The 22955-nt window shown below is 44.2% G+C and carries 16 protein-coding genes, 1 tRNA gene and 1 riboswitch; of the genes, 8 read left to right on the top strand and 9 right to left on the bottom strand.

The features are described from left to right. Nucleotides 1-201 precede the first annotated feature (201 nt). Both MHH50_RS02450 and MHH50_RS02445 read left to right on the top strand, forming a co-directional pair. Nucleotides 202-546 (top strand): DUF3221 domain-containing protein, encoded by a 345-nt coding sequence (locus MHH50_RS02450; protein ID WP_076142087.1) that lies wholly within the window; start codon nt 202-204, stop codon nt 544-546. Nucleotides 547-892: 346 nt separating this feature from the next. Beyond that, nucleotides 893-1372, top strand: coding sequence for a hypothetical protein (locus MHH50_RS02445; protein WP_305953691.1), 480 nt, complete (start codon nt 893-895; stop codon nt 1370-1372). Nucleotides 1373-1587: 215 nt separating this feature from the next. Here MHH50_RS02445 and MHH50_RS02440 read toward each other — a convergent pair whose 3' ends face one another. The 6 genes from MHH50_RS02440 to MHH50_RS02415 all read right to left on the bottom strand — a co-directional run bounded on the left by MHH50_RS02440 (nt 1588) and on the right by MHH50_RS02415 (nt 5128). After that, entirely contained in the window at nt 1588-1971 is a 384-nt protein-coding gene (locus MHH50_RS02440) for a hypothetical protein (RefSeq protein ID WP_076278888.1), read from the bottom strand. Nucleotides 1972-2632: 661 nt separating this feature from the next. Then, nucleotides 2633-3436 carry an undecaprenyl-diphosphate phosphatase gene (locus MHH50_RS02435; protein ID WP_076220559.1) on the bottom strand — a complete coding sequence of 268 codons (804 nt, stop codon included), beginning with the start codon at nt 3434-3436 and terminating at the stop codon, nt 2633-2635. Between the two features lie 199 nt (nt 3437-3635). Beyond that, complete coding sequence (locus MHH50_RS02430; RefSeq protein WP_179089420.1) at nt 3636-3791, bottom strand: hypothetical protein; 156 nt, start codon at nt 3789-3791, stop codon at nt 3636-3638. A 461-nt stretch (nt 3792-4252) separates the two neighbouring features. Next, a complete protein-coding gene (locus MHH50_RS02425) occupies nt 4253-4420 on the bottom strand; it encodes a hypothetical protein (RefSeq protein WP_179087594.1) in 168 nt (55 codons plus the stop codon). A 234-nt stretch (nt 4421-4654) separates the two neighbouring features. Further along, nucleotides 4655-4726: transfer RNA gene (locus tag MHH50_RS02420), tRNA-Thr, on the bottom strand. 93 nt (nt 4727-4819) lie between these two features. Further along, complete coding sequence (locus MHH50_RS02415) at nt 4820-5128, bottom strand: MTH1187 family thiamine-binding protein (protein WP_036682575.1); 309 nt, start codon at nt 5126-5128, stop codon at nt 4820-4822. A 378-nt stretch (nt 5129-5506) separates the two neighbouring features. Further along, a riboswitch (cobalamin riboswitch) is annotated at nt 5507-5742 on the top strand. Nucleotides 5743-5983: 241 nt separating this feature from the next. Between MHH50_RS02415 and MHH50_RS02410 the strand changes: the two genes are divergently transcribed. From MHH50_RS02410 to MHH50_RS02395, 4 genes are all read left to right on the top strand, one after another. After that, nucleotides 5984-7969: an anaerobic ribonucleoside triphosphate reductase gene (locus tag MHH50_RS02410; RefSeq protein ID WP_076124534.1), complete on the top strand. Its 1986-nt coding sequence runs from the start codon at nt 5984-5986 to the stop codon at nt 7967-7969. Further along, the gene (gene nrdG, locus MHH50_RS02405) at nt 7966-8481 is read left to right on the top strand and encodes an anaerobic ribonucleoside-triphosphate reductase activating protein (protein WP_076124537.1); all 516 of its coding nucleotides are present in this window, start codon (nt 7966-7968) and stop codon (nt 8479-8481) included. Before MHH50_RS02410 ends, nrdG begins: the two co-directional genes overlap by 4 nt. Nucleotides 8482-8536: 55 nt before the next feature. Continuing rightward, nucleotides 8537-10870, top strand: coding sequence for a ribonucleoside-diphosphate reductase subunit alpha (locus MHH50_RS02400; protein ID WP_076142084.1), 2334 nt, complete (start codon nt 8537-8539; stop codon nt 10868-10870). A gap of 284 nt (nt 10871-11154) precedes the next feature. Continuing rightward, a complete protein-coding gene (locus MHH50_RS02395) occupies nt 11155-12186 on the top strand; it encodes a ribonucleotide-diphosphate reductase subunit beta (protein WP_036682584.1) in 1032 nt (343 codons plus the stop codon). A gap of 180 nt (nt 12187-12366) precedes the next feature. Here the strand turns inward: MHH50_RS02395 and ssuE are convergent, their stop codons facing one another. Continuing rightward, a complete protein-coding gene (gene ssuE / locus MHH50_RS02390; RefSeq protein WP_036682586.1) occupies nt 12367-12915 on the bottom strand; it encodes an NADPH-dependent FMN reductase in 549 nt (182 codons plus the stop codon). A 401-nt stretch (nt 12916-13316) separates the two neighbouring features. Here ssuE and serS point away from each other — a divergent pair, with 401 nt between their 5' ends. Then, a complete protein-coding gene (serS, locus tag MHH50_RS02385; RefSeq protein ID WP_340033901.1) occupies nt 13317-14606 on the top strand; it encodes a serine--tRNA ligase in 1290 nt (429 codons plus the stop codon). Nucleotides 14607-15021: 415 nt separating this feature from the next. Beyond that, nucleotides 15022-21318 (top strand): 5'-nucleotidase C-terminal domain-containing protein, encoded by a 6297-nt coding sequence (locus MHH50_RS02380; RefSeq protein ID WP_340033900.1) that lies wholly within the window; start codon nt 15022-15024, stop codon nt 21316-21318. Between the two features lie 106 nt (nt 21319-21424). On the opposite strand, the gene MHH50_RS02375 is transcribed toward MHH50_RS02380, so the two are convergent. After that, on the bottom strand, nt 21425-22063 hold the full coding sequence (locus MHH50_RS02375) for a histidine phosphatase family protein (RefSeq protein WP_076124544.1): 639 nt from the start codon (nt 22061-22063) through the stop codon (nt 21425-21427). 38 nt (nt 22064-22101) lie between these two features. Continuing rightward, a complete protein-coding gene (locus MHH50_RS02370; RefSeq protein WP_036682594.1) occupies nt 22102-22905 on the bottom strand; it encodes an AAC(3) family N-acetyltransferase in 804 nt (267 codons plus the stop codon). Between the last annotated feature and the right edge of the window lie 50 nt (nt 22906-22955).

Here is a 22955-nt window from a genome sequence, read left to right as displayed (position 1 = left end):
GAACATTTATTTTTATTATATACAAACAAAAGTTCTTATGAAAATATCAATACTACAGGCATTCACCTGTAACTCCCCAGAATCAATAAAGGTCGTCATAATGGAAAGGCTGCTGTTTATTCTTATATTGGTAATGTACTAAATGCTATGCCTGTGCAACCGATTTTAAACTAATGTCGTAACCACTGGAGGGGAAGGTCCATGATTCAAAAACCACGTACTACTATTAAATGGACTCTTATTTTTGTTTTTTTATTATTCGTCACCGCCTGTAGTAAGAATAATGAAGTTTTGAAAGGAATTGTACACACAATAGATGTAGAAAATAAAAGAATTTTAGTAATTTCTGAATTAAAAGAAGAAGACTTGAACAAGGAATACAAGGAAATTCTCGAATCTAATGAGTACTCTCAAGCCATTTGGGTAAATAAAGTTGCACCTTCTAAATATAAAAAAGGCGATGAGATTAAAGTGTTTTTTGAAGTAAGTGATGATTCATTCCCTGCACAAGTTACCGCCAAAAAGATCACCAAAATCAAGAATTGAGCAAAAAGAATAGAATCTACTATAAAGAAGCGGCGTCTCCAAAGGGACGGCGCTTCTTTGTGTAGATTTAAGGAGAAATCCATATTTATAAAATTACTCTGTGCAAAAAAGTGACCCCACCAACTTCCGGCAGGGTCTAGATCTATATTATAAGGGGGTTATGTAATTACTATAATCCTCTTAGCTTAAATAAGTATGAAGCCCGTCTAAAGATTTGCTGAATTTTTATTATTTTTATCGAAACCGATCAAACAAGGTAACGTATCAATCTTAATTTCCAAATTACTATAGCGCTGATATTACTAAGTTTTATTTAAAGTCGACTGAGACATCTTCATATTATTATATGAACTTTCTTGATAGTAAAAGAGAACTTTTAAAGAAAATTTCGTTTAATAATTCGCCTGGAGTAACCTCCGGTGCTGAGTATGCGCTTGATTTAAAAGGTGTTGTATATATTGAATTCGTTAATACTTATAGCCCTTTTACTGCTCGTATATACGAATTTGATATATTCGGCACTTATTCAGAAGACCCAATACCAACAGTGACGCCTAAACCTACAACAACTCCAGAGCAGCCATCAGGGGATCGAGCTATTCTTACCATCACTCTGGTGAATGGAACAGAAAAAGAATACGACCTACCAATTGCTGAAGTAGATGCATTCTTAAACTGGTACGATGCTCGTGATGCAGGAAGAGGTACAGGATCATATGGAATTAATAAGCATTCCAACAACAAGGGGCCTTTTAGCAAGCGCAAAGAGTACGTAATATTTGATAAAATACTTACATTTGAAGTCAGTGAGTATACAATTCAATAAACAAAAAAAGCCCGCCAACCATTAAAATTGACGGGCTTTTTTATGGAGTTATAAATGGAGGCTTTAGTATTGTTCCCAAATTCAAAGGAAGAAAACTGTATGTAGAATTAATTGAATTAAAAGTATCATTCTCAATTTATATAATTAAACTTTTTATAAGACACCTATGAAATAGCTAGTCACCACTTATGATTGACGCATTAAATTTACTATTACTATTGATTAAGAAAAAATTGTTGCAAATCCAATTCAGATTTTATACTCTCAATAACATTTTTCAAACCAGGTACCCAGAGAAAAGTATCTTGTCGGATATAATTCATTACTAGCTCATAACTACGCTCAAACTTTTCAATGTTAGGACTATGTTCGTTTTCCAGTACTGTACGTACCCTTTCTGCTAATTCTACGTAGTCAGCATCAATGTGCTCTTGTTTATAGCTCTCCGCCGATTTTAACTTGGTCCAGGCAAAGGCCCCGCCAGCTACAACTTCTTCAGATCCTTCTACGTATTCAATGCATGAATCATAATTTATAAATGCATTAATTCGTTCTTCAAGCAATTTAAAATCTTGTACATAATTAAGGGTTTTTTCCAAATAAGACACCTCCCCAAATGATAAGAAGATGTGATCTAAACTCACCAAAAAAATTCTAGTTGGTAATCACAACTTGATAGTGAATCCAGTATATACTCTTTTGAAACATAAATATATGTATTATTTTTCACATATAAATTCACACTTATTGTTGAGTTGGGATAAATGTGTTTATAGGTATAGCATAAGTGATAATGTAATCACTTAAAAAAAGAGGTGGCTTGTTTTGATCAACAAAAGAGTCGAGGAGTCAATAAAAGAACATTCACCAGTGCGCCTATACTTAATCAGTGGCGAAACCTTTGAAGGCATTTGCGAAGAAAATTTTAGTAACCAATTCGTCCATTTAAACACAGGTAATGGTATTATTTCATTTCCGCTTTGGGTAGTAAAATATATCCGATTACAACCTTTATAGTGCATATATTGATAAGGAAACTCTAACCTCGTTTCCTTCACTGGAACTCCTAGTGCAAACTCACTGGGGGGTTATTTTAAAATTCCTTCTTTTTGAATGGATTCTGCCCAAAAATATAATGCATTCTTCATAAATTCTGACGGCCTTAAGATTGTCCATTCCATTCCGCTATATTGAATAACGGTTTCGATAGGGTTTCCCTCGTAATCCATTAAGGCTACAATTTTCTTTACATTTGCCTAATTACTGTATGACAATTAAATAGAAGAGAGCTGCTAAAACAAACCGGTATAGAGCAAACCACTCCAATCGAAGTCTCTTAATCAGTTTGATGAACGTCACTACTGCAATCATTGCCACAAGAAAGGATGTCGCAAAGCCAATTAACATTAGAAGCAAATCGTCAGAACTCAGCAAATCACGACTATCGTACAAATCCAACAAGCTTGCACCAAACATAACAGGCACAGAAATAAGGAATGTAAAATCTGCTGCGGCTTTTTGGCTAGTGCCAAGCAACAGGCCACCTGAAATCGTCGAACCTGATCTCGAAAATCCCGGCCATAACGCCAAGCATTGAAACAGACCAATTCCGAAAGCCTGTTTATAATTAATCCCATCGATAGTATCAGCGGTTTCAGTCCGCCTATTCCGCGCTGCAATGATCATCAACACGCCACCAACAACTAGACCTATCAAAACAGGGGTTGGGCCAAATAATTGGCTTTTTATTGTGTCCTTGAAGAGAAGATATAGGGTTAATGCTGGTAACATAGCCAAAATCATATGAATGACATTTAATCCTTTGCTTTTGGAAAAATCCATTCTAATCATATTAACCCCAATCTCCAAATACCTTTTCCAATAAAGAATTAAAACTGCCATCACTGCACCCAACTGAATAACAATTTTAAAAGTTATTGCAGCATCTCCCTCAAAGCTAAGCAAATCTCCTGCTAGAATAAGATGTCCAGTAGATGATACTGGTAAAAATTCAGTTAAGCCCTCTATTATGCCAAGTATTATTGCTTTAATTACATCAGTCATTAGCGCATTGTCCCCTTTCGGAAATAAAATCATTTAATTTCCAGTATAAGGGAGACACGTAAACTTCCCCATCGATTAACCTAACAATATTCAATTCAGAATGACATAATTGTCACATTGCTCATTATTCCAGTCTTAAGTAACTCCTTTATTAAACTATCCTTTCCTGTTAGCATAACAACAGTATCAAACATTAAATTCAACCTGTATCAATAAAAAATCCGTTAACCTTCTGAACTTGCTGCCCGTTATTTTGGATAATCAATTTCAGAGCATGCAGCAGATATGAATACCGAAACGTAACTTCCATTTGATCATTCTGCGGCTGCGTGCGCGTAGCCTCAATGACCATCATGATTCCAAAACGCTGAGAAACCACACAGAACCGCCACCCCAACCAAGAATAGGGGGGCTTTTTTTGGCAAAACACAAAATATTAAGTATAATGTTATTGTCGAAACGCTAAGGCGTCTGTACAGGATGGCTACCTGGCACTGATGATGGCAGGCCAAGCGCTTTATAAAGTTTTCTTTATGTGTATTTATACTTTAGGAGCGTGGTTATCTATGAAAATTAATATTACCGCACATTTTAACATTGATATTACTTTATCTCTTCATCTGTTAGCCGTAGCCAGTCTTGCTTATGAACTCAGTTCACTGACGAGCTCGTGAAATTCGAGCGAAAAGTATCTGTACTAAGACACCTTGTGGTGTCTTTTTTATTTTTATAGTAATTACCATCTAACCGATCTGCCCCCGCAAGAGAAAAGCAGCTTATGCTGCACCTCCGCCACATCCTTCATTCTGATTGCTGTCAGCTTGCGACACGCCTTCCATCTGCTCGACAGTGACCACTAGTCATACCGTTTTCATTAGCGATTTCGCGCCATGTCTTATCTTCCTTGATACGTTTCTCCAGAAGAACAGGGAACGGCAGGGGCTGTCCATCATATTCGACTTCAGGAAAGATTAGGCCATTCATCAATAAATATCACCCTGGATACTTATTCACATGTTCTCCCCAACTTGCAGGAAGCAGTGCCCCGATGTATCGGAGATTCTATTCTAGGAACCCGAAAAGAAGTGGAGAAAATTGACGAGACACCCACTTTACTCGGATAAAGGGTAGAAGAATGGAAGAAGTCAGGGGGATTTAACGAAAAATGGCACGGTCCCGGAATCCCGGAAAACCGCGCCATTGCGCCATTCTTAGATATGCTGGTGAAGGGAATTGAACCCCCGGCCTACGCATTACGAGTGCGTTGCTCTACCCCTGAGCTACACCAGCTTAACGCTGTTTTTCTGTCAAACAAAAAATATTATACAACTTTCAGCCAGAAACGCAAGCCTATTTCTCCCTGTTTTCCGCCCTCCTAAACTGCTAATCCACCTGTAGCTTACGCTCCACAGACTCTAACTTTCCACGGCTAGTAGAGGGTTTATCGCGGCGGTCGTCTATTTTAAGTGAAGTAGAGACACGTTCTGCACCTGCGGCAAAAGGAGACTCATGCAAAGCTTCTACCGCGGCAAAAATGCGTTGCAGAGGCCCTTCGATGATCGTACCCATAGACGTAAGTTCATAAGTAATCCCTTCTACTGTCTTCAGCACCCGCTGCATATCCGCAACATAGCTGCTAAGACTGGTACTGCCTGTTCCAATTGGAATAACTGTAACTTCAGCGATAGGCATGAGAATACCTCCTCGAAATTTTATAGTAGCTGTCTCCTTCCATTGTAACAATTCCACCGCTCTGTCACAAACTAAGCAAGATTATCCTCCCTTATCTCTTCTATTTCTTCTGATTACTCCAAAATATGACTTTGGGCTAAGAGTATTTTCTCATGAGCAAATTCTAGGGTCATCTGCACTATATTTATGGACTCTTTGTGGCATCTTTTCGGACAATTTATGAATCATTTCGCATCTCCCTGTGGATCAATTGTGGATTACTTATGGACAGCCTGTGGATCATTTGTGGAGTACTTTTGAAGAACCCGCTCCCCGCGCGGGTTTTCTAAAAAACTGTTTACAAACACAACATCTTGGGTTATTTTTATCTAACGACAACAAAATATAGTGGAGACAGGCGCTTTGATCCTTAACCGGATTTAGAGCTTAATAGGGAAGCGCGGTGAGAATCCGCTGCGGTCCCGCCACTGTAACCGGATGGCCTTCTTAAGCTTCTGGGAAGCTTGAGAATCCACATCTCCCGGCAAATGCCACTGAGGGTTAGGAACACCCTTGGGAAGGCGCCGAGAGATCCCACGGAAGCCAGGAGACCTACCTGTTTCGACGACACCAACTATTGATGCCTGCGAGGAACAGGGATGGTGTCCGCATGCGGTCATCTACGTAGAGACCTCTGCAAATATCCGTGTGGATATTTACATAACGCATCGGGCATTTTCTGCCATCCTCGGGTAGGGGATGCTTTTTTTATGTAATCTGAACAAATATACGACTGCTTATAGCAGTCCAACTTCTTATGGATATATGGATTTGATGATAGATGTTTTTCTTTTATACTGAGAGGAGAGCTGTACAATGACGTTGTTGGAGAGACAATTTAATGGAGTAGAAAATGCACGGGAAGTTCTTTTAGAAGAGCTCATTGATTTAGGCCGGGATATTATCGACAGTCGGGATATGGACCTATTGCGCGAGAATGCCAATTTGAATGGAGAGAGTTTCTCCGGTAAAATGAGCAAGTTCGGCAGTGAATATTCAAAATGGTACGCCCGCAATTTTACGATGCCGCCACAGCTAGTGCAGGCTATTGATGACAATGTCGTCTATGTGCATGATCTGGATCAATACGCGATTGGAACGACGAACTGTATTTTTATCCCGTTTGATAAACTTCTCCGTGAAGGTTTCAATACCGGCAACGGCAGCGTTCGTCCTCCGAACTCAATAATGACAGCTATGTCTCTGGTAGCGATTATTTTCCAATCCCAGCAAAATGCTCAATATGGTGGTGTATCCGCCAATAAACTCGATTACGATCTGGCACCTTATGTAACCAAATCCTTCGCCAAGCTGTTCCGCAAGGGTCTGGATTATTTTGAAGAAGGACAAGCTGACGAATCTTTGGGCGAGATTACGATGAGCCGGACCGATCTGGCGGAGTCATATCCAAGAGCGTTCCGTTTTGCACTAAAGGAAACCGAAATCGAAACCCTGCAAGCGGCTGAAAGTATGGTACATAATCTGAATACCATGTCCAGCCGATCCGGTGGACAAATACCGTTTACCAGCATCAACTACGGTACTTGTACTTCACCAGAAGGTCAGCTTGTGATCAGTTCTCTGCTAACCGCAACTATGAACGGACTTGGCAGCGGAGAAACACCAGTGTTCCCGATTCAAATCTTCAAATGCAAGCAAGGAATCAATCAACAGCAAGGCGATCCTAACTATGAACTGTTCCTAAAAGCAGCTGAATGTTCTGCGCGCAGACTATATCCAAACTTCGCTAATCTGGACGCTCCGCTCAACTTGCAGTATTATGATTCAAGTGATCCTGATACGGAGTTCGCTACAATGGGCTGCCGAACCCGAGTGCTCGGTGACCGTTTTGGGCGTAATCATTGCTCTGGGAAGGGCAACCTTTCCTTTAATACACTAAATCTGGTTCGGCTAGGTCTGGCACACGGCACAGTAACAGGCAGACGTACCGTCGCAGACGAAGCTGGCTTCTATGAAGATCTAAATCATTATATGGATATTGCGCTGGAAGGACTTCTCCATCGCTTCCACATCCAAACCGCACAAAAAGCTAAAGCTTCCGATTTCATGATGCGAGAAGGCGTTTGGGAAGGCGGCGAACATCTTGCACCCGATGACACTGTAGGCGATCTGCTGAAGCATGGCAGTCTGTCTCTTGGCTTCATCGGTATGGCGGAATGTATGAAAGCTATGTACGGCAAACACCATGGCGAGGATATGGAAGTTCATGCCAAGGCGCTGGCTATCGTGCGTCATATGCGGGACTATTGCGATCGGAAAAGTGAGGAACTGGATCTTAACATCACCCTGTTCGCTACTCCAGCAGAAGGTTTGTCCGGTAAATTCACCAAAGTTGACCGCAAGGTACTGGGTTCCATTCCGGGCGTAACCGACCGTGAATATTATACGAACTCTTTTCACATCCCTGTATACTTCGATCTGGGTGCTGCTCAGAAGATCAGCTTGGAAGCTCCTTTCCATGAATACTGCAATGCCGGGGCTATTTCTTATGTCGAATTAAACGGCAATGCCCGCAACAACCCATCGGCTTTTATCAAAATCATTAAATATGCGCTCGAACAACAGGTCAGTTATTTCAGCATTAACCATCCGATTGACCGCTGCTCCAGCTGTGGATACGAAGGCGTAATTGGGACAAACTGTCCTTCCTGCAACGCAAATGAGAATGATGTGCACATCCGCCGTTTGCGCAGAGTTACAGGTTATTTAACCGGCGACTATCAGACCCGCTTTAATGCCGCCAAACAAGCTGAAGTTCGGGATCGCGTTAAGCATCTATGAATATTTGCGGTTACTATCCGGAGTCGATTAACGAGGGAGAGGGCATGCGGGCCGTCCTCTTTCTCAGCGGCTGCCGCCATCGTTGCCCGGGATGTTTTAATCCCGAGACATGGAACTTTAAATATGGAGAAGTCTTCACCTTAGAACGACAACATGAAATCATTGCAGAAATCGCCGCTAACCCTTTGCTGGATGGTCTGACACTGGCAGGCGGCGATCCTTTTTTCTCAGCAGAAGAGTTGCTGGGGTTCATTCATGAGCTTCGCACTGTACTGCCAGGGTTCTCAATCTGGATTTACAGTGGTTATACGTACGAAGAACTTACAGCCCTTCCCGGTACGCCGGAGTGGAATCTACTTAAACAGTGTCAGGTGTTAATAGATGGAAGATTTGTAGAAGAACTGAAAGATACTACGCTTCTCTACCGGGGAAGCTCCAACCAACGCATTATCGACATTCCGGCCAGCATGAACGGCTCGGAGGTCTTTCTGTGGCAGCCTGCTGCGCTATAATATATCAATTTTTGATATTGAAAATTAATTTGAAATAAGAAGGGATAAACTAACCATGCCGCAATTCGTAGTAAAACCGGATAATCGCCAACTGGCTTTTGATGAGAACCGTCTCTCCGTCTACGCTGACCGTATTCTGGAAGGTCTCGATCAACTAAATAAAGAAACTTTGCTGCGTGGAGTGAATTCCAAACTGCGTCGTGACTCGGTAAGCGGAGAAGAAATCAGCAACGCCTTCACCATGAGCGCTCTAGAGCTTGTAACAAAAGAAGAGCCTAACTGGAAGTTCGCAGCTGCCCGCGCCCTTCTGACTACCCTTTATAAAAAAGCTGCCGTTCATCGCCGCTACAAAGCTTATCCAGAAGAGCCTTACGGTGAATTGTATCCACTAATTACGGATCTCGTGAAAAAAGGAATCTATCGCGAAGAACTTCTAAGTCATTACACCAAAGAACAAATTATCGAACTAGGCGGGTGTATCGATTATACACGCGACCTTTTGTTTGACTATATCGGTCTGCTTACGCTATCCGACCGTTATTTGGCGCATGATTTTGACGGCCGTGTAATGGAGCTTCCACAAGAACGTTATATGATTATTGCTATGTACCTGATGCACCGTGAGCCAGCTGAAAAACGTCTTGAGCTTGTAAAAGAAGCTTATTGGGCTATGAGCAACATCTATATGACTGCTGCTACACCTACAATGTCCAATGCCGGCAAAAAGGTCGCTGGACAACTATCCAGCTGTTTTATTGATACTGTAGACGATTCCCTAGAGGGTATCTTTGACTCCAATACAGACGTAGCACGTCTTAGCAAAATGGGCGGCGGCATCGGCGTTTACCTCGGAAAAGTACGGGCACGTGGTTCGGATATCCGTGGCCACAAGAACACAAGCTCCGGTGTAATCCCTTGGATTCGCCAGTTGAACAATACAGCAGTCAGTGTAGACCAGTTGGGCACACGTAAAGGTGCTGTAGCTGTTTATCTTGATGTATTCCATAAAGATATTCTCGCTTTCCTCGATCTTAAGCTGAACAACGGTGACGAGCGCATGCGTGCACATGACGTGTTCCATGGCGTCTCCCTGCCTGACCTGTTCATGGAAGCTGTAGAATCGCGCAGCCATTGGAACCTCTTCTGCCCTCATGAGGTGAAAAAGGTCATGGGCTGGACAGATAAAAATGGCCGTCCACTAGGATTGGAAGATTTCTACGATGAAGAGCTTGGCAAAGGTACTTTCCGTGAAAAATATGCTGAAGCTACAGCGAACCTGGAATTATCCCGGATCACTGTTCCTGCGATCGACATCATGAAACGGATTATGAAATCACAGCTAGAAACAGGTACACCGTACATGTTCTACCGCGATACCGTGAACCGGACTAACCCAAACCGTCATCAAGGTATGGTTTTCTCCTCCAACCTGTGTACAGAAATTATGCAGAATCAGTCTGCAACAGTTATTGAGCAAGAAGAATTAGTAACTAAAGATGGCCAGACCCGGATCGTTATTTCCAAAATCCCTGGCGACTTCGTAGTCTGCAATCTGAATTCGATTCACTTAGCACGGGCGATTCCAGCTGGCGTATTAGAAAGACTTGTTCCGATCCAAGTTCGTATGCTTGATAACGTAATCGACATTAATAATATTGAAGTTCTGCAGGCACAATACACGAACAGCCAGTACCGCGCAGTAGGTCTCGGCACATTCGGCCTGCATCACCTATTGGCACTCAAGGGCATTCGTTGGGAATCCGATGAAGCCGTAGAATATAACAATCATTTATATGAACATATCAACTACCTGTTGGTTCGTTCGAGCATGGAGCTTGCCCGTGAAAAAGGCCGTTATCCGAAATTTGCTGGATCCGATTGGGAGACTGGCGCATACTTCACTTCCCGCGGTTATGTTAGCGGTGAGCAAGAAGGTAAATATGTAACGACTGAGCAATGGCGCGAGCTGCAAGAAGAAGTAGCTAAGGACGGCGTACGTAACGCTTGGATGTTCGCCATTGCGCCGAATGGATCTACATCGATTATTGCCGGCTCCACCGCCAGCATTGATCCGCTGTATGAACTGCTTTCCTATGAAGAAAAAACAACTTATAAGATTGCTAACCCAGCACCGGATCTGTCCGACAAAACGATCTGGTACTATAAGACAGCATTTACGATTGACCAAAACTGGTCGATCCGCATGGCTTCTGCTCGCCAGCGTCACGTCGATCAAGGCCAAAGCTTCAACCTGTATGTCCGTCCTGACATCAAGGCTACCGAGTTCCTGGAACTGCATCTGAATGCCTGGAAGGGCGGCTTGAAATCAACTTATTATGTGCGTAGCCGTGCTTTGACTATAGAAGAGTGTGAATCTTGCGCTAGCTAATTATCTTAGTGCCCTGAATAGAAAAACGATGATGAATTTCGTAACTGCGAGGAATGTTTGGGCTTCCGGCCGCTGTTGTCATCAGAGGTCTAGATCTTTACCGCTATTAGCGGATGACATCCGATGACAGCATATGCTTTCGATGCGAGCTTTCCTACGGAAAGCTTTCGGGCGAACGCTGACGCTCCTACAGCTCCAAACTTCCTCTCCGTTACTCCATCACCATCTTTCTATGAACAAGACACCAAGAAAGATTACCCGCGCAAAAAATGGAGGGATAAGAAATGCAATTACAAAAGATTTTTAATACTGAAGCACCTAACCAATCCACACGCATTATCGACGGTGAATGCTCAGGTATTCTGAACTGGAATGATATTCGCATGCCTCATATGTACAAGCTGTATAAGGTACTGCTGCTTAATCACTGGATCGCGGATGAAATTCCAATGTCCAAGGATGCGCAACAATTCCCGATGCTGGATGCCGAGGAACAACGCGTATTTAAGATTAATATCTCCCTACTCGCTGTGCTGGATTCGATGCAGACGATGTTCGTGAGCGACGTGAAGCGTTATTTCACCGATTCCTCTTTGGAAGCTATCTCCGCTATTATCGGGCAGCAAGAAGTGGTGCATAACCAATCCTATTCCTATGTTCTTTCCTCTATCGTGTCGGAGAGTGAGCAGAAGGAAATTTTTGAATATTGGAAAAAAGATCCTGTCCTGCTGGAACGTAATCAGTTTATCTCTGATATTTATCAAGAGTTCCGTGATAACCCTACGAGACAGACCTTTTTCCATGCGCTGGTAGCAGATCTCATCTTGGAAGGGATTTTCTTCTACAGTACTTTCGCCTTCTTCTACAATCTGGCCCGTGACCAGAAGATGATGGCAACTAGCCAAATGATCTCTTATATTCAACGTGACGAGAATCAGCACTGCTACTTCTTCGCAGAAGTATTTAAGCAGCTGCTTGTAGACTTCCCTGAGCTGAACACCAAAGAAAACATGGATTACGTATACCGTACCATCGACCGCGCGGTAGAGCTCGAAACCAACTGGGCTTATTACACACTTACTAACGTGCGTGGTATTGATCTTAACGAGCTTAGCGACTACATCAAATATACAGCGAACAAACGTCTGACTTTGATGGGTATGGAAAAAGCTTATCAAGGTGTTGACGTTAACTGTATGCCTTGGATCAAACCCTTCTCCGATGATGCGCTTAATGCTACCAAAACTGACTTCTTCGAAGCTAAGTCCCGCAACTATGGTAAGGTTGGCGACGATAACGGATTCGACGATTTGTAAGACCGGATATATAACGATCCCTATATAAAAAAGAGGCCATTCTCTACTTTCTTAGTGAGATGGCCTTTTTGCTATAGCTTATATAATGCAAAAAGCGCCCCTCTCCCCTGGTATCAGGGATGAAAGAGACGCTTATACGTTTGTTATTAGCACTAAGCACAGAAGGCTTACTACTTAGTCTTATGCCTTGCGTTCCACACGATGTGTAGTTTCTTCTGCAAGCTCATCTAATGCATCGTTCAGGCGCAGCTTCAGCTCCTCAGCAAGCTCTACCACTCCGTGATCATTACGAACCACTTGAGAATCCACGGCATAGACGCCGCCAAGAATGTAACGCGCGCCCAGTACAGACAACACAGGTTTCAATGCGTAATCAATTGTGAGCAGATGTGCAAGACTGCCGCCCATGAACAGCGGGAGTACAACTTTTCCGGCCAATCCCTTTTGTGGAACCAGATCTAAAAAGGTCTTCAACACGCCTGTATAAGAAGCTTTATAAACCGGGCTAACCACAATTACCGCATCAGCTTCCGCTACAAGGCCATTGGCTTTGACGATAGACTCACTTTCAAACTTAGTGTGAATCAAATCCTCCGCTGGTAGCTCTGCTACGTTAATACGCTCAACCTCGAAGCCCTGATTGGTTAAGCTGGCCTCCGCATATTCTATAGCTGCATTGATACGCGATACCAGGGAAGGCGTTCCGTTAATCACAACAATTTTAGCCACTTCTCCACCTCTTCCATCCCACTTAAGCAGCTCTCACTGCTTTATTTATTATCCCGACAAAATTACTTTAAATTAATACTAATCCTAACGTAGAATTGATATTTTTGTCAAACCATAACCACTTGCGCTCCTCCCACTCTTACGTTATACTAAGCAACAATATTAAATCCAACAATCAGGCCAATGATCGGCATCCAACCGTGAGGCGTCTGCGACCGGAGTCTACAACAACTCCCTAAGTTCACCGGGTTTCGCCCGTTACCGCGAAGACCAAAGAGGGTCGGATTGTTCCTGCAGTTAAGGAGATTCGATCAACCTGGGTGGCACCGCGAGCTGACGCTCCTCGTCCCATGGATGAGGGCGTTTTTTGCGTTTTTTTAACCAAAAAGGAGCGAAACGGTATGCTGGATATGAACTGGATCAAAGACAATCAGGAACTTGTAAGAAACATTACGGCTTGGAAAAGAGTCGACTTCCCACTGGATGAACTGCTGGAATGGGATGAGAAACGGCGCGAATTGCGCCAAGATACGGAACAGTTGAGAGCCCAGCGTAACGGGCTGACCAAAGAGGTTGAACGACTTTTACGACAGGGTGACAGCGTGGCAGGAGAAGCAGTTAAAGAACAAGTAAGAGAACTGAACAACCGCCTGAATCTCTATGAGGCAGAACTAACTGAGGCAGACCGGCGCTGTGGAGAACTCATGCTGCTCGCACCAAACCCTGTATCGCAGGATACACCGATTGGCCATGATGATAAAGATAATGTAGAACTGCGACGAACCGGAACGCTGCCGGAATTCGGCTTTAAACCGCGTGATCATGTAGAGCTAGGCGAGCTCCACAATATCATCGATATCCCCCGTGGCATCAAAGCAGGCGGCCCACGCAGCTATGTGCTGAAGGGTGCAGGGTTGTTGTTACATCTCGCTGTACAGCGGCTGGCCATTGATGTACTAACTGCCCGCGGGTTCACGGTGATGGATGTTCCCGTAATTGTCCGTCCGGAAGCGCTGGAACGTACGGGCTTCTTCCCCGGCGGGATGGATCAGACCTATGAGCTAAACGGAGACAATCGCTGGCTGGTAGGCACATCGGAGGTGTCGCTTGTCTCGCTGTATAGCGATGAGATTGTCGAACTGGATTCGCCAATGCGACTCGCCGGAATGTCGGCCTGCTTCCGCCGTGAGGTAGGATCGGCGGGACGAGACGTGCGTGGCCTGTACCGTGTTCATCAATTCTCAAAAATTGAACAAGTTATCTTATGTCGGAATGATGAGGGCGTATCAGAGGGCATGCTGCAGGAGATTCTTGCGAATGCAGAGCATATTCTACAGCTCTTGGAACTTCCCTATCGGATCATGTCTGTCTGCACAGGAGATATGTCCCTGAAGACACATAAGCAGTATGACATCGAGACTTGGATGCCAAGCAGAGAGGCATACGGAGAGACACACTCGGCTTCCAACCTGCTCGATTTCCAAGCTCGTCGTTCGGGCATTCGTTACCGGGATGCCGACGGTAAGCTGCAATACTGCCACACCTTAAATAACACCGCAGTGGCTACACCAAGGATCCTAATTCCGCTGCTGGAGAATCATCAACTGGAGGATGGATCCATTTACATTCCGCAGGCACTGCGTAAATATATGGATGGAATTGAACGGCTTGAGCTTCCGCACCAGCAGTGATGTGTTGTCCAAGTAGATTTAAAATTAATAATGCCCTTCCACTTCTCGATAAGAAGCTGGAGGGGCATTATTTTTGTTCCGATACATTCTATATAATTCTAATCTCTATTGTTTTCCCTATGTAAAAATTAACAAAACTCTAGAATAAATTTGTCGCAATCCATAATAAATTCAACAATATATATAACATAAAATTAAAATATCGGTGATCTATTAACCATAAAAACACTAAATTTATAATTAATATTGTATTTATGCACTGTTTTTATACTAAAATCACAACATTTCAATTTTTAGATTTAAATGATGCAAACTTTAATTTATATTCATGAAAGACAACCTTTCATTTTACATTTGAATGCTAAGATTTAATAGGTTGTAAATAAAAGATTCGAGGGGAGAATGACTTATCCAAATGATTATTTCTTCAAGAGTAAGGAAATGGTTCGCTACTGGACTGGCAATGTTAATGGTTGCCGGCAGTGTGTTACCAGCTGTCCAGACCGCCGAGGCAGCACCGGATAATAGCAATATTGTTATCTCGCAGGTCTATGGTGGTGGTGGAAACGGCGGAGCGGAATTTAAAAATGATTTTATTGAATTATACAATCCTACAAATCATCCAGTAGATTTGACTGGATGGAAAGTTCGCTATACCTCAGCGGCCGGAACCTTTAGTAGCGGAACAGACTTAAATGGAACCATCCCGGCAAATGGATACTTCCTTATTGAGGAGGCCGCTGGAACGGGAGGAACTACCGACTTGCCTACTCCTGATGTTAGCAAGGGAATCCTTGCTATGAGTGGTACAAACGGCAAAGTCGACCTCGTTGATAAATCAGGTACAACAATTGATTTAGTTGGCTACGGAACAGCTACAAATGTCGAGGGAAGTGCGACCGCTGCTCTCTCCAATACGACAGCCGCTATCCGTAAAGCTGCGGCTGGTGCACCAGCAGACAGCCGCGGTCTAGATACGGATAACAACTCTACGGATTTTGTTGTCCAAGCACCAAGTCCACGGAACAGCACCTACGGTACGTTCCCTGAATTACCGGAAACTGCTAGTTCCGCAGTAGCTTTACCAGCCCCTAATGCCTGGCCGGCTGGTACAGAAATATCTTTGAATTCTCCAACGGTTGGAGCATCCGTCTATGCAGCTGTTTATGGATCAGGTGGTTCAACTAATTTCCAACCTTACACAGGGCCTATTACCTTAACTGAGGACACTACGATTAAAGCGTATGCTTCAGAACCAAATATGCCAGACAGCCCTATATCGACTTTTGATTACACTATTCTGGCCAAAACAGTTGTTGCAAAAGCACGCCTTGCTAGTAAAGGTCAGAATATTTTAACAGAAGGTATCGTAACTCACATTAATGCAGCAAAAATGTATATTCAGGATGAATCCGGCGGGATCGTACTTTATGGTTTCCCAGAGTTCGCAAACGTTGGAGATCGTGTTGAAGTAAGCGGCACAATGGATATCTACAGCAACCTGCAAGAAATCAAATTCCAAAGTGGACTTCAATACAATGTAGCTGCACAAAATGTTGGGGTGCCTGCACCAAAATTGATTACAGCAACCGACTTGTCTGCCGCGAACGGCGAAAGCCACGAAGCTCAGCTGGTAACTATGAATAATGTGACCATAGACAATGTAAATGGCAGCACGGTGACTGCTAGCCAAGGTGGACAACAATTCACAATTTTTTCAACCCTGCCTAAACTAGTTAAGGGTAAAACCTTTGACAATATCACTGGAGTTATCGAGCAATATAGTACGACTTATCAATTCATTCCACTTAATGAAAATGCTTTGGTGGAAGAAACTTTTTCCGTTATGGCCAGCCCTGGCGCAGGTCGCATCATCAAAGGAAGTTCTGTGACCCTATCCAGCCCTACTCTTGGAGCACAGATTTACTACACGACCAACGGAACTGAACCAACAACAGCAAGTAAGCTTTATTCAGATCCGATTACAGTTAATCAAGATCTTACCATCCATGCAATTGTCGTAGCAGATGGCAAGACAAGTAAGGTTTATACCTTTGCATATAAAGCATCTGAACTCCCTCGTATACATGATATTCAAGGAGAATCTCATACTTCTGAGTATGCAGGTCAGAACGTTTCCGATGTAGAAGGCATCGTTACCCAATATGGGTACACCTTCGCCACTGGCGCTTATAGAGGTTTCTTTATGCAAGACCCTCAGCCAGACGATAATGTAAACACTTCGGAAGGTATTTTTGTATACAGCACTAATTCATCCCTTAAGCCTCAAATTGGAGATTTAGTCCAAGTTAGTGGAACTGTTTCCGAATACAACGAAGGTAACGCAAGTAATTTAACCTCTACTCAAATTACTATGACTTCAATAAAAGTAGACTCCTCTTCAAGTTATACTGTGCCAGAGCCTGTCGTACTTGGTAAAGGCGGGAGAGCCATTCCGTCTTCCATAATTGACAATGACGGCATGGCTGATTTTGAGCCTAATGAAGATGCAATTGATTTCTACGAATCGTTAGAAGGTATGCTCGTCAAGCTCCCTACCCCTACGATTATCAGTCCTTACTGGACAAGTGGTAGCGGAAATTCCATGCTGTATAACATCCCTACAAGAGTAGAAAATGAAACACCTGATGTCATCACACCAGCTGGTGGATTAGTTCTCAAAGAATACAACCAATACAATCCTCAGCGCCTCATCATTGCTTACGGAAATCCGGGTCAAGAAGTCATCACCGGAGATAAGTTCGCGGGAGATGTAACTGGCGTCATCGGATACAACAACAGTAACTTCAAAGTGATTCCGGAAAACGGTAAGCTTCCAGCCATCACTCCAAGTACCTTTAAGCAAGAAACAACTACTCTTGAAGTCAATGATAGTAAGTTGTTGATCGCATCGTACAACATTGAAAACTTCTACCCGGGTGTCGGAGCAACAAAAATCCAGAAACTAGCCGACTCCATCACAAACAATATGAAAAAACCTGACATTATCGGCGTTGTCGAAATGCAGGACAGCAATGGTGAAGCCAATAATGGTATCACTGAAGCAAGTGCAGCCGAATTGATTAAGGCTATTGAAACCGCTGGCGGTCCTGTATATAAATACACAGATATCGCTCCGGAGAACAATATGGATGGCGGTGCCCCAGGCGGAAACATTCGCGTAGGATTCCTGTACAATCCAGCAAGAGTACAGCTTGCGGACAGTGTGAGCGGACAAAAAGGTACAGCTACACAATCCGTTGGATATAACGCAGCGGCAGATCAATTGACCTACAATCCAGGACGAATTGATCCAACAAACTCTGCCTTTGCAAGTTCACGTAAACCCCTTGCTGCACAGTTCGTATTCGGTGGCGAAACAGTAATTGTGATCGCTAACCATTTCAATTCAAAAGGCGGCGATACCGGTCCTTTCGGAAACGTTCAGCCCCCTGTATTGTCCAGTGAAACACAACGCCATAAAATCGCGGCGGTCGTAAACGGATTTGTCAAAGAGGTTCTGACTGCAAATCCTAAAGCCAACATCGTAGCTCTTGGCGATTTGAATGATTTCCAATTTACTAAAACTGCAACCCTCTTAAAAGGTACAGAACTAGACAATTTGATCGATACATTACCTTTAAATGAGCAGTATACGTACACCTATGATGGAAACTCTCAAGTGCTAGATCATATTCTTGTCAGTAAAAATCTAACGGCTTCTTCTAAAGTAGATGTCGTTCATCTAAATGCCGACTTCTCACCATCGAACGGTCGGGTATCCGATCATGATGCGGTTTTGGCACAGATTGATTTTAATACTGCTGAAGACTTCCCACTAACCATTCTGCACACCAATGATACACATGCAGGATTAGATACTGTCAGCTCGCCAAACAACATCTTGCGCCGTGTAACAGCAATCAAAGATGCCAAGGCGACTACAGAGAATCCTATTCTTGTAGACGCAGGTGATGTGTTCTCCGGAACGCTTTACTTCAATAAGTATCTGGGTCAAGCAGATCTGGCCTTTATGAATCTGGTTAAATATGATGCTATGACTTTCGGTAATCATGAGTTTGATAAAGATTCAGATGTACTGTCCAAATTCATCGGCAACGCAAAGTTCCCATTTGTCTCCTCCAATGTGAACTTCTCAGCGGATGATATTCTTAGCAAAATGTTCACCAATGAAATCGGCCGGTCAGGTAATGCTGGAACCATCTACCCTGCGCTGATCAAAGAAGTAGACGGCCAACAGGTCGGTATCATGGGTCTGACGACAGAAGATACGGCGAACATTGCTTCACCAGGTAAAGTGACCTTTGAGAATGCCTTCGCTAAAGCGGAAGCAACGGTCGCTATGCTTGAAAAAGAGAAAGTTAACAAGATCATTGTTCTCTCTCACCTTGGCTATGAAGAAGATCTCAAGCTAGCCAAAGCCGTTAACGGCATTGATATTATCGTTGGGGGTCACAGCCACACGCAACTGAATCAAGCCGTTGTTGATAACACCGATCCAAAAGCACCGAAGCTAATTGTACAAACTGGTGAAAAAGGTCTTTTCCTTGGCCAACTTGAAGTTAAATTTAACAAAGATGGCGTACTGACCGATTGGAAAGACCAATTAATCTCCATCGATGCTAAAAACGGTACTAACTACGTTATCGCAGAGGACCCTGAAGCTAAAAAGATCCTGGATACCGAGTATAAGCCGGGGATTCAAGAACTAACCAATGAGGTAGTAGGAAATTCAGAGGTTGTTCTAAACGGCGTTCGTGATAATGTGCGCACAAAGGAAACTAATCTTGGTAACCTGATTGCCGATGGCATGCTTTATGCAGCTCAAAAAGCGGGCACTAATGCCGTAATCGCCTTGCAAAACGGCGGCGGTATTCGCGAATCCATCAACGAAGGACCGATCACACAAGGCGAAGTACTCGGTGTACTTCCATTCAACAACGATCTGGTTACGATCACTTTGACTGGACAAGAAATTAAGGATGCTATGGAGAACGGGGTTTCCAAAACGCCGGCAGCAGACGGACGTTTCCCACACGTTGCAGGGTTGAAATTCTATTACGACTCTACGAAACCTGTGAACGAACGTGTATTGCGTATTGAAGTGAAAAACGGGGATAAATACGTTCCTCTAGATCTAAAAGCATCTTATGAAGTAGCTACTAATGCTTTCACAGCTAAGGGTGGAGATTTCTATACTTCACTTGAAAAGGCCTATAAAGAAGGCCGCGTGAATCTGCTGTACCTACCGGACTTTGATGTATTTACGAAGTATCTGCAGAAGGTTGGAACGGTCACTGCGAACACTTCCGCCGTTGAAGGCCGGATTGTTGATCTAAAAGGTGCACCACTGCCGGAGACAAATCCAACTCCGACACCAGACCCAACACCAGTACCAACACCAGATCCAACTTCAGTACCAACTTCAGTACCAACATCAGTACCAACATCGGCTCCAACAGTACCAACAGCTACACCATCACCAACTGTTGCTCCAACTGTGGCTCCAATTGCTTCAGCACAAGTAACAACAATTGATGCTGCTGATCTAACCAAACAACTTGCTGAACTGCCAACGGGTAGCCAAGAGCTGGTTATTCCGGTTAAAGCCACTACAGGCGGCGCTCAAGTAGTGCTTCCAGGCAGTGTGCTTGTAAAACAAGCAGCAGCACAACCTAACACAGTTCTTACCTTTACTACGGATGGTGCTTCTTATTCCTTGCCACTCCGTGTTGTAAACAGCGCAGCACTTGCCGCTCAATTAGGCACCAGCGACTTTACAATTACGGTATCCATTCTAGTAGCGAATTCGGGAACACAAAGCAGCACAAACCAAGCTATAGCCTCACAGCTAGGTAATGCTACTTTAGCTGCTCCAGTAATCGAATTCAGCGTTTCAGCACAAGCCGGAACTAAGAGTGTGCAGTTGAACAATTTCGGCAGCACTTACGTGAAGCGCACGATCAATGTACCTGCCGTCTTAAATTCAAATAACGCAACGGCAGTGGTCTTCGATCCTGCTTCAGGTAAGATCTCCTTCGTGCCTGCTATCTTTGTTCCTAAAGCAGATGGAACAACGGACGTTACGATTAAACGGAACAGCAACAGCTACTACACCGTTGTTAAGTCTTCCAAAACGTTCGCAGATACTAACGGACACTGGGCTAAATCATCCATTGATCTCTTAGCTACCAAACTAATCGTCAGCGGAACAAGCAACGATACGTTCTCTCCTTCACAGTCGATCACACGTGCTGAGTTCGCGGCAATAATTACGCGTTCTCTGGGACTTGCGATAGCTAATGGTGAGACCACATTTAAAGATGTAAACCCAAGTGCTTGGTATGCTGATGCTATTCGCACCGCAGCAGAAGCCGGATTGATTTCCGGTTATACCGATGGTAGCTTTAAGCCGGGTAGCCCAATCACTCGTCAGGAAATGGCCTCGGTATTAGCGAAAGCTATTAAGTACACAGGGAAAACCTTAAATGCCGACCCTGCAGCACTGGCTAAATTCAGTGACGCAGCAAGCATTCCAGCTTGGTCCCAAGCAGCAGTAGCAGAAATCGCTGCTGAGGGAATTATCCAAGGAGCAACAGATGGATCCTTTGCTCCACAGAAGCTGGCAACTCGTGCCGAAGCGGTTACGATGCTGGAGAAGACATTGAAATCTCTCCAGTTTATCAACTAGCAAAAGCTGATCTCCAGCTCTGAAGTCAAAAAGGCGGTTCTTCGAGTGCGTAATGCACCCGAGGAACCGCCTTTTTTTATAAACCCAATCTGATCTGTAGGAAGTGTTATGATTCCATCCCAGCTTCACTCTCTTCGTAATGGCTCGTATCCCCATGCAGCAGGATTTCCGGCACACCATCCGTAAAATCAACCCTGCATAAGCAGGTCGGATAAATGTAAGGCAGATCCCAGAGCTTAGGCAACGCTCTGCCCTCAAAATAGGCCATTAACAGCTTAATCACTACTGTATGTGTGACGATAAGAATGGTCTCACCCTGATGGGCAATGAGAATTTCCTGAAGCTTGCCCAGCGCCCGTGCCTGCACCTCTGCAAAGGTTTCACTACCCTCCACTTTAAACTGCTCAGGGTCTTGCCAGAAATTGCGATGCTGCTCCGAATACTCGCTCTCCAGCTCAGTAGAATCACGGCCTTCCCATACCCCCATGCCAATCTCTTTGAACGCCTCAGAGGTCTTAAGCGGAGTACTCCGCTCTCCTCGAATAATTTCAGCTGTGCGCAGCGCCCTTGGGCTGGGGCTTGCATAGATGACATCCAGCTGTTCAGTGCGCATTCCCCGGCTCAGCCATTCTGCCTGTTGCACACCAAGAGCCGTCAGTTCAGAATCCATATGTCCCTGCATCCGATGCTGCACGTTCCATTCCGTTTGACCATGCCGGGTTAAAAATATCGTTGTTGTACTCATGCCAGCTTCTCCTTCCGTTTCCCCTATCCAATGAGGTTTTACTTCCTGTTCTGTTCCATCCAGTTCACTGCATAATCTACGATTTCCCGTTGCGGAATCAATTGAGCGGTTGCGGAAGCAACCTGTCCATATGTAATAAGTCCCGTCTCTTGTCCAAACTGATCTGCCAGCTGAACGAAATCGTCAGAATCCCAATCCAGCTCCTTAAATTCCACCCACTGCCTAACTCCATCCACCATAATGGGCGCCCCGCCAAGGGTTTCCTTCTTGCCAGCATAAGATGCGCGGCATTCGGCAAGATGCAGAGAAGTATTATTAAGATTGCCAACACCCAGCAACAGTACATGTCCGCCCAAATCGTAAATCCGAGCCAGCGGAGAATCTTCCCCCAGACCCATTTCAAGCGAATGACCATACATAATTTCGTCTCTATGCTTGCCCCAAGCGGCAAACGAATGAATCGGATGGTCACTGCGTTTTACTCCTTTTTGTTTACGGAAGCAGTCCGGAATAACCCCCATTCCTCTAAGCTGGGTCAGGTCTGGATCATAAGCCGGCATCTGCTCGCGGATACTCTGCCACCACGCCTCCGGCACCGGTGGGTTGCTCCAGCCTGCGGGATCAGTCAGGTCACTGGAATGAGTGGGCATTACCAGCGTGCCAGATTCTCCGAGGACCTCCTCCAATGCCAAAATAACAGCGACCGGGCCCCCGGCTACCCATTGGCCTAACGATTTAAAAGAAGAATGCAATAAAATCGTCATGCCCGCCTTAACGCCCAGTCGACGAAAATCCGCTGCTAATGTCTGAACCGTAATCAAATTGCCTTGTATTTCTTCCACCCTTCATTCCTCCAATGAATCTTCTCAAATCCATTATATAGGAGGGCCGC

The sequence above is a fragment of the Paenibacillus sp. FSL H3-0302 genome (assembly GCF_037982245.1).
Lineage (GTDB): Bacteria > Bacillota > Bacilli > Paenibacillales > Paenibacillaceae > Paenibacillus_AQ > Paenibacillus_AQ odorifer.
Note: the sequence above shows the minus strand (reverse complement) of the source record. Positions and strands in the feature narration are given on the sequence as shown.

Bases quoted from the DNA above. Each gene is read 5' to 3' on its own strand.
- MHH50_RS02450 (WP_076142087.1), top strand. From the start codon at position 202: ATGATTCAAAAACCACGTACTACTATTAAATGGACTCTTATTTTTGTT.
- MHH50_RS02445 (WP_305953691.1), top strand. From the start codon at position 893: ATGAACTTTCTTGATAGTAAAAGAGAACTTTTAAAGAAAATTTCGTTT.
- MHH50_RS02435 (WP_076220559.1), bottom strand. From the start codon at position 3,436: ATGACTGATGTAATTAAAGCAATAATACTTGGCATAATAGAGGGCTTA.
- MHH50_RS02430 (WP_179089420.1), bottom strand. From the start codon at position 3,791: ATGATGGTCATTGAGGCTACGCGCACGCAGCCGCAGAATGATCAAATG.
- MHH50_RS02425 (WP_179087594.1), bottom strand. From the start codon at position 4,420: ATGAATGGCCTAATCTTTCCTGAAGTCGAATATGATGGACAGCCCCTG.
- MHH50_RS02415 (WP_036682575.1), bottom strand. From the start codon at position 5,128: ATGCCTATCGCTGAAGTTACAGTTATTCCAATTGGAACAGGCAGTACC.
- MHH50_RS02410 (WP_076124534.1), top strand. From the start codon at position 5,984: ATGACGTTGTTGGAGAGACAATTTAATGGAGTAGAAAATGCACGGGAA.
- nrdG (WP_076124537.1), top strand. From the start codon at position 7,966: ATGAATATTTGCGGTTACTATCCGGAGTCGATTAACGAGGGAGAGGGC.
- MHH50_RS02400 (WP_076142084.1), top strand. From the start codon at position 8,537: ATGCCGCAATTCGTAGTAAAACCGGATAATCGCCAACTGGCTTTTGAT.
- MHH50_RS02395 (WP_036682584.1), top strand. From the start codon at position 11,155: ATGCAATTACAAAAGATTTTTAATACTGAAGCACCTAACCAATCCACA.
- serS (WP_340033901.1), top strand. From the start codon at position 13,317: ATGCTGGATATGAACTGGATCAAAGACAATCAGGAACTTGTAAGAAAC.
- MHH50_RS02380 (WP_340033900.1), top strand. From the start codon at position 15,022: ATGATTATTTCTTCAAGAGTAAGGAAATGGTTCGCTACTGGACTGGCA.
- MHH50_RS02375 (WP_076124544.1), bottom strand. From the start codon at position 22,063: ATGAGTACAACAACGATATTTTTAACCCGGCATGGTCAAACGGAATGG.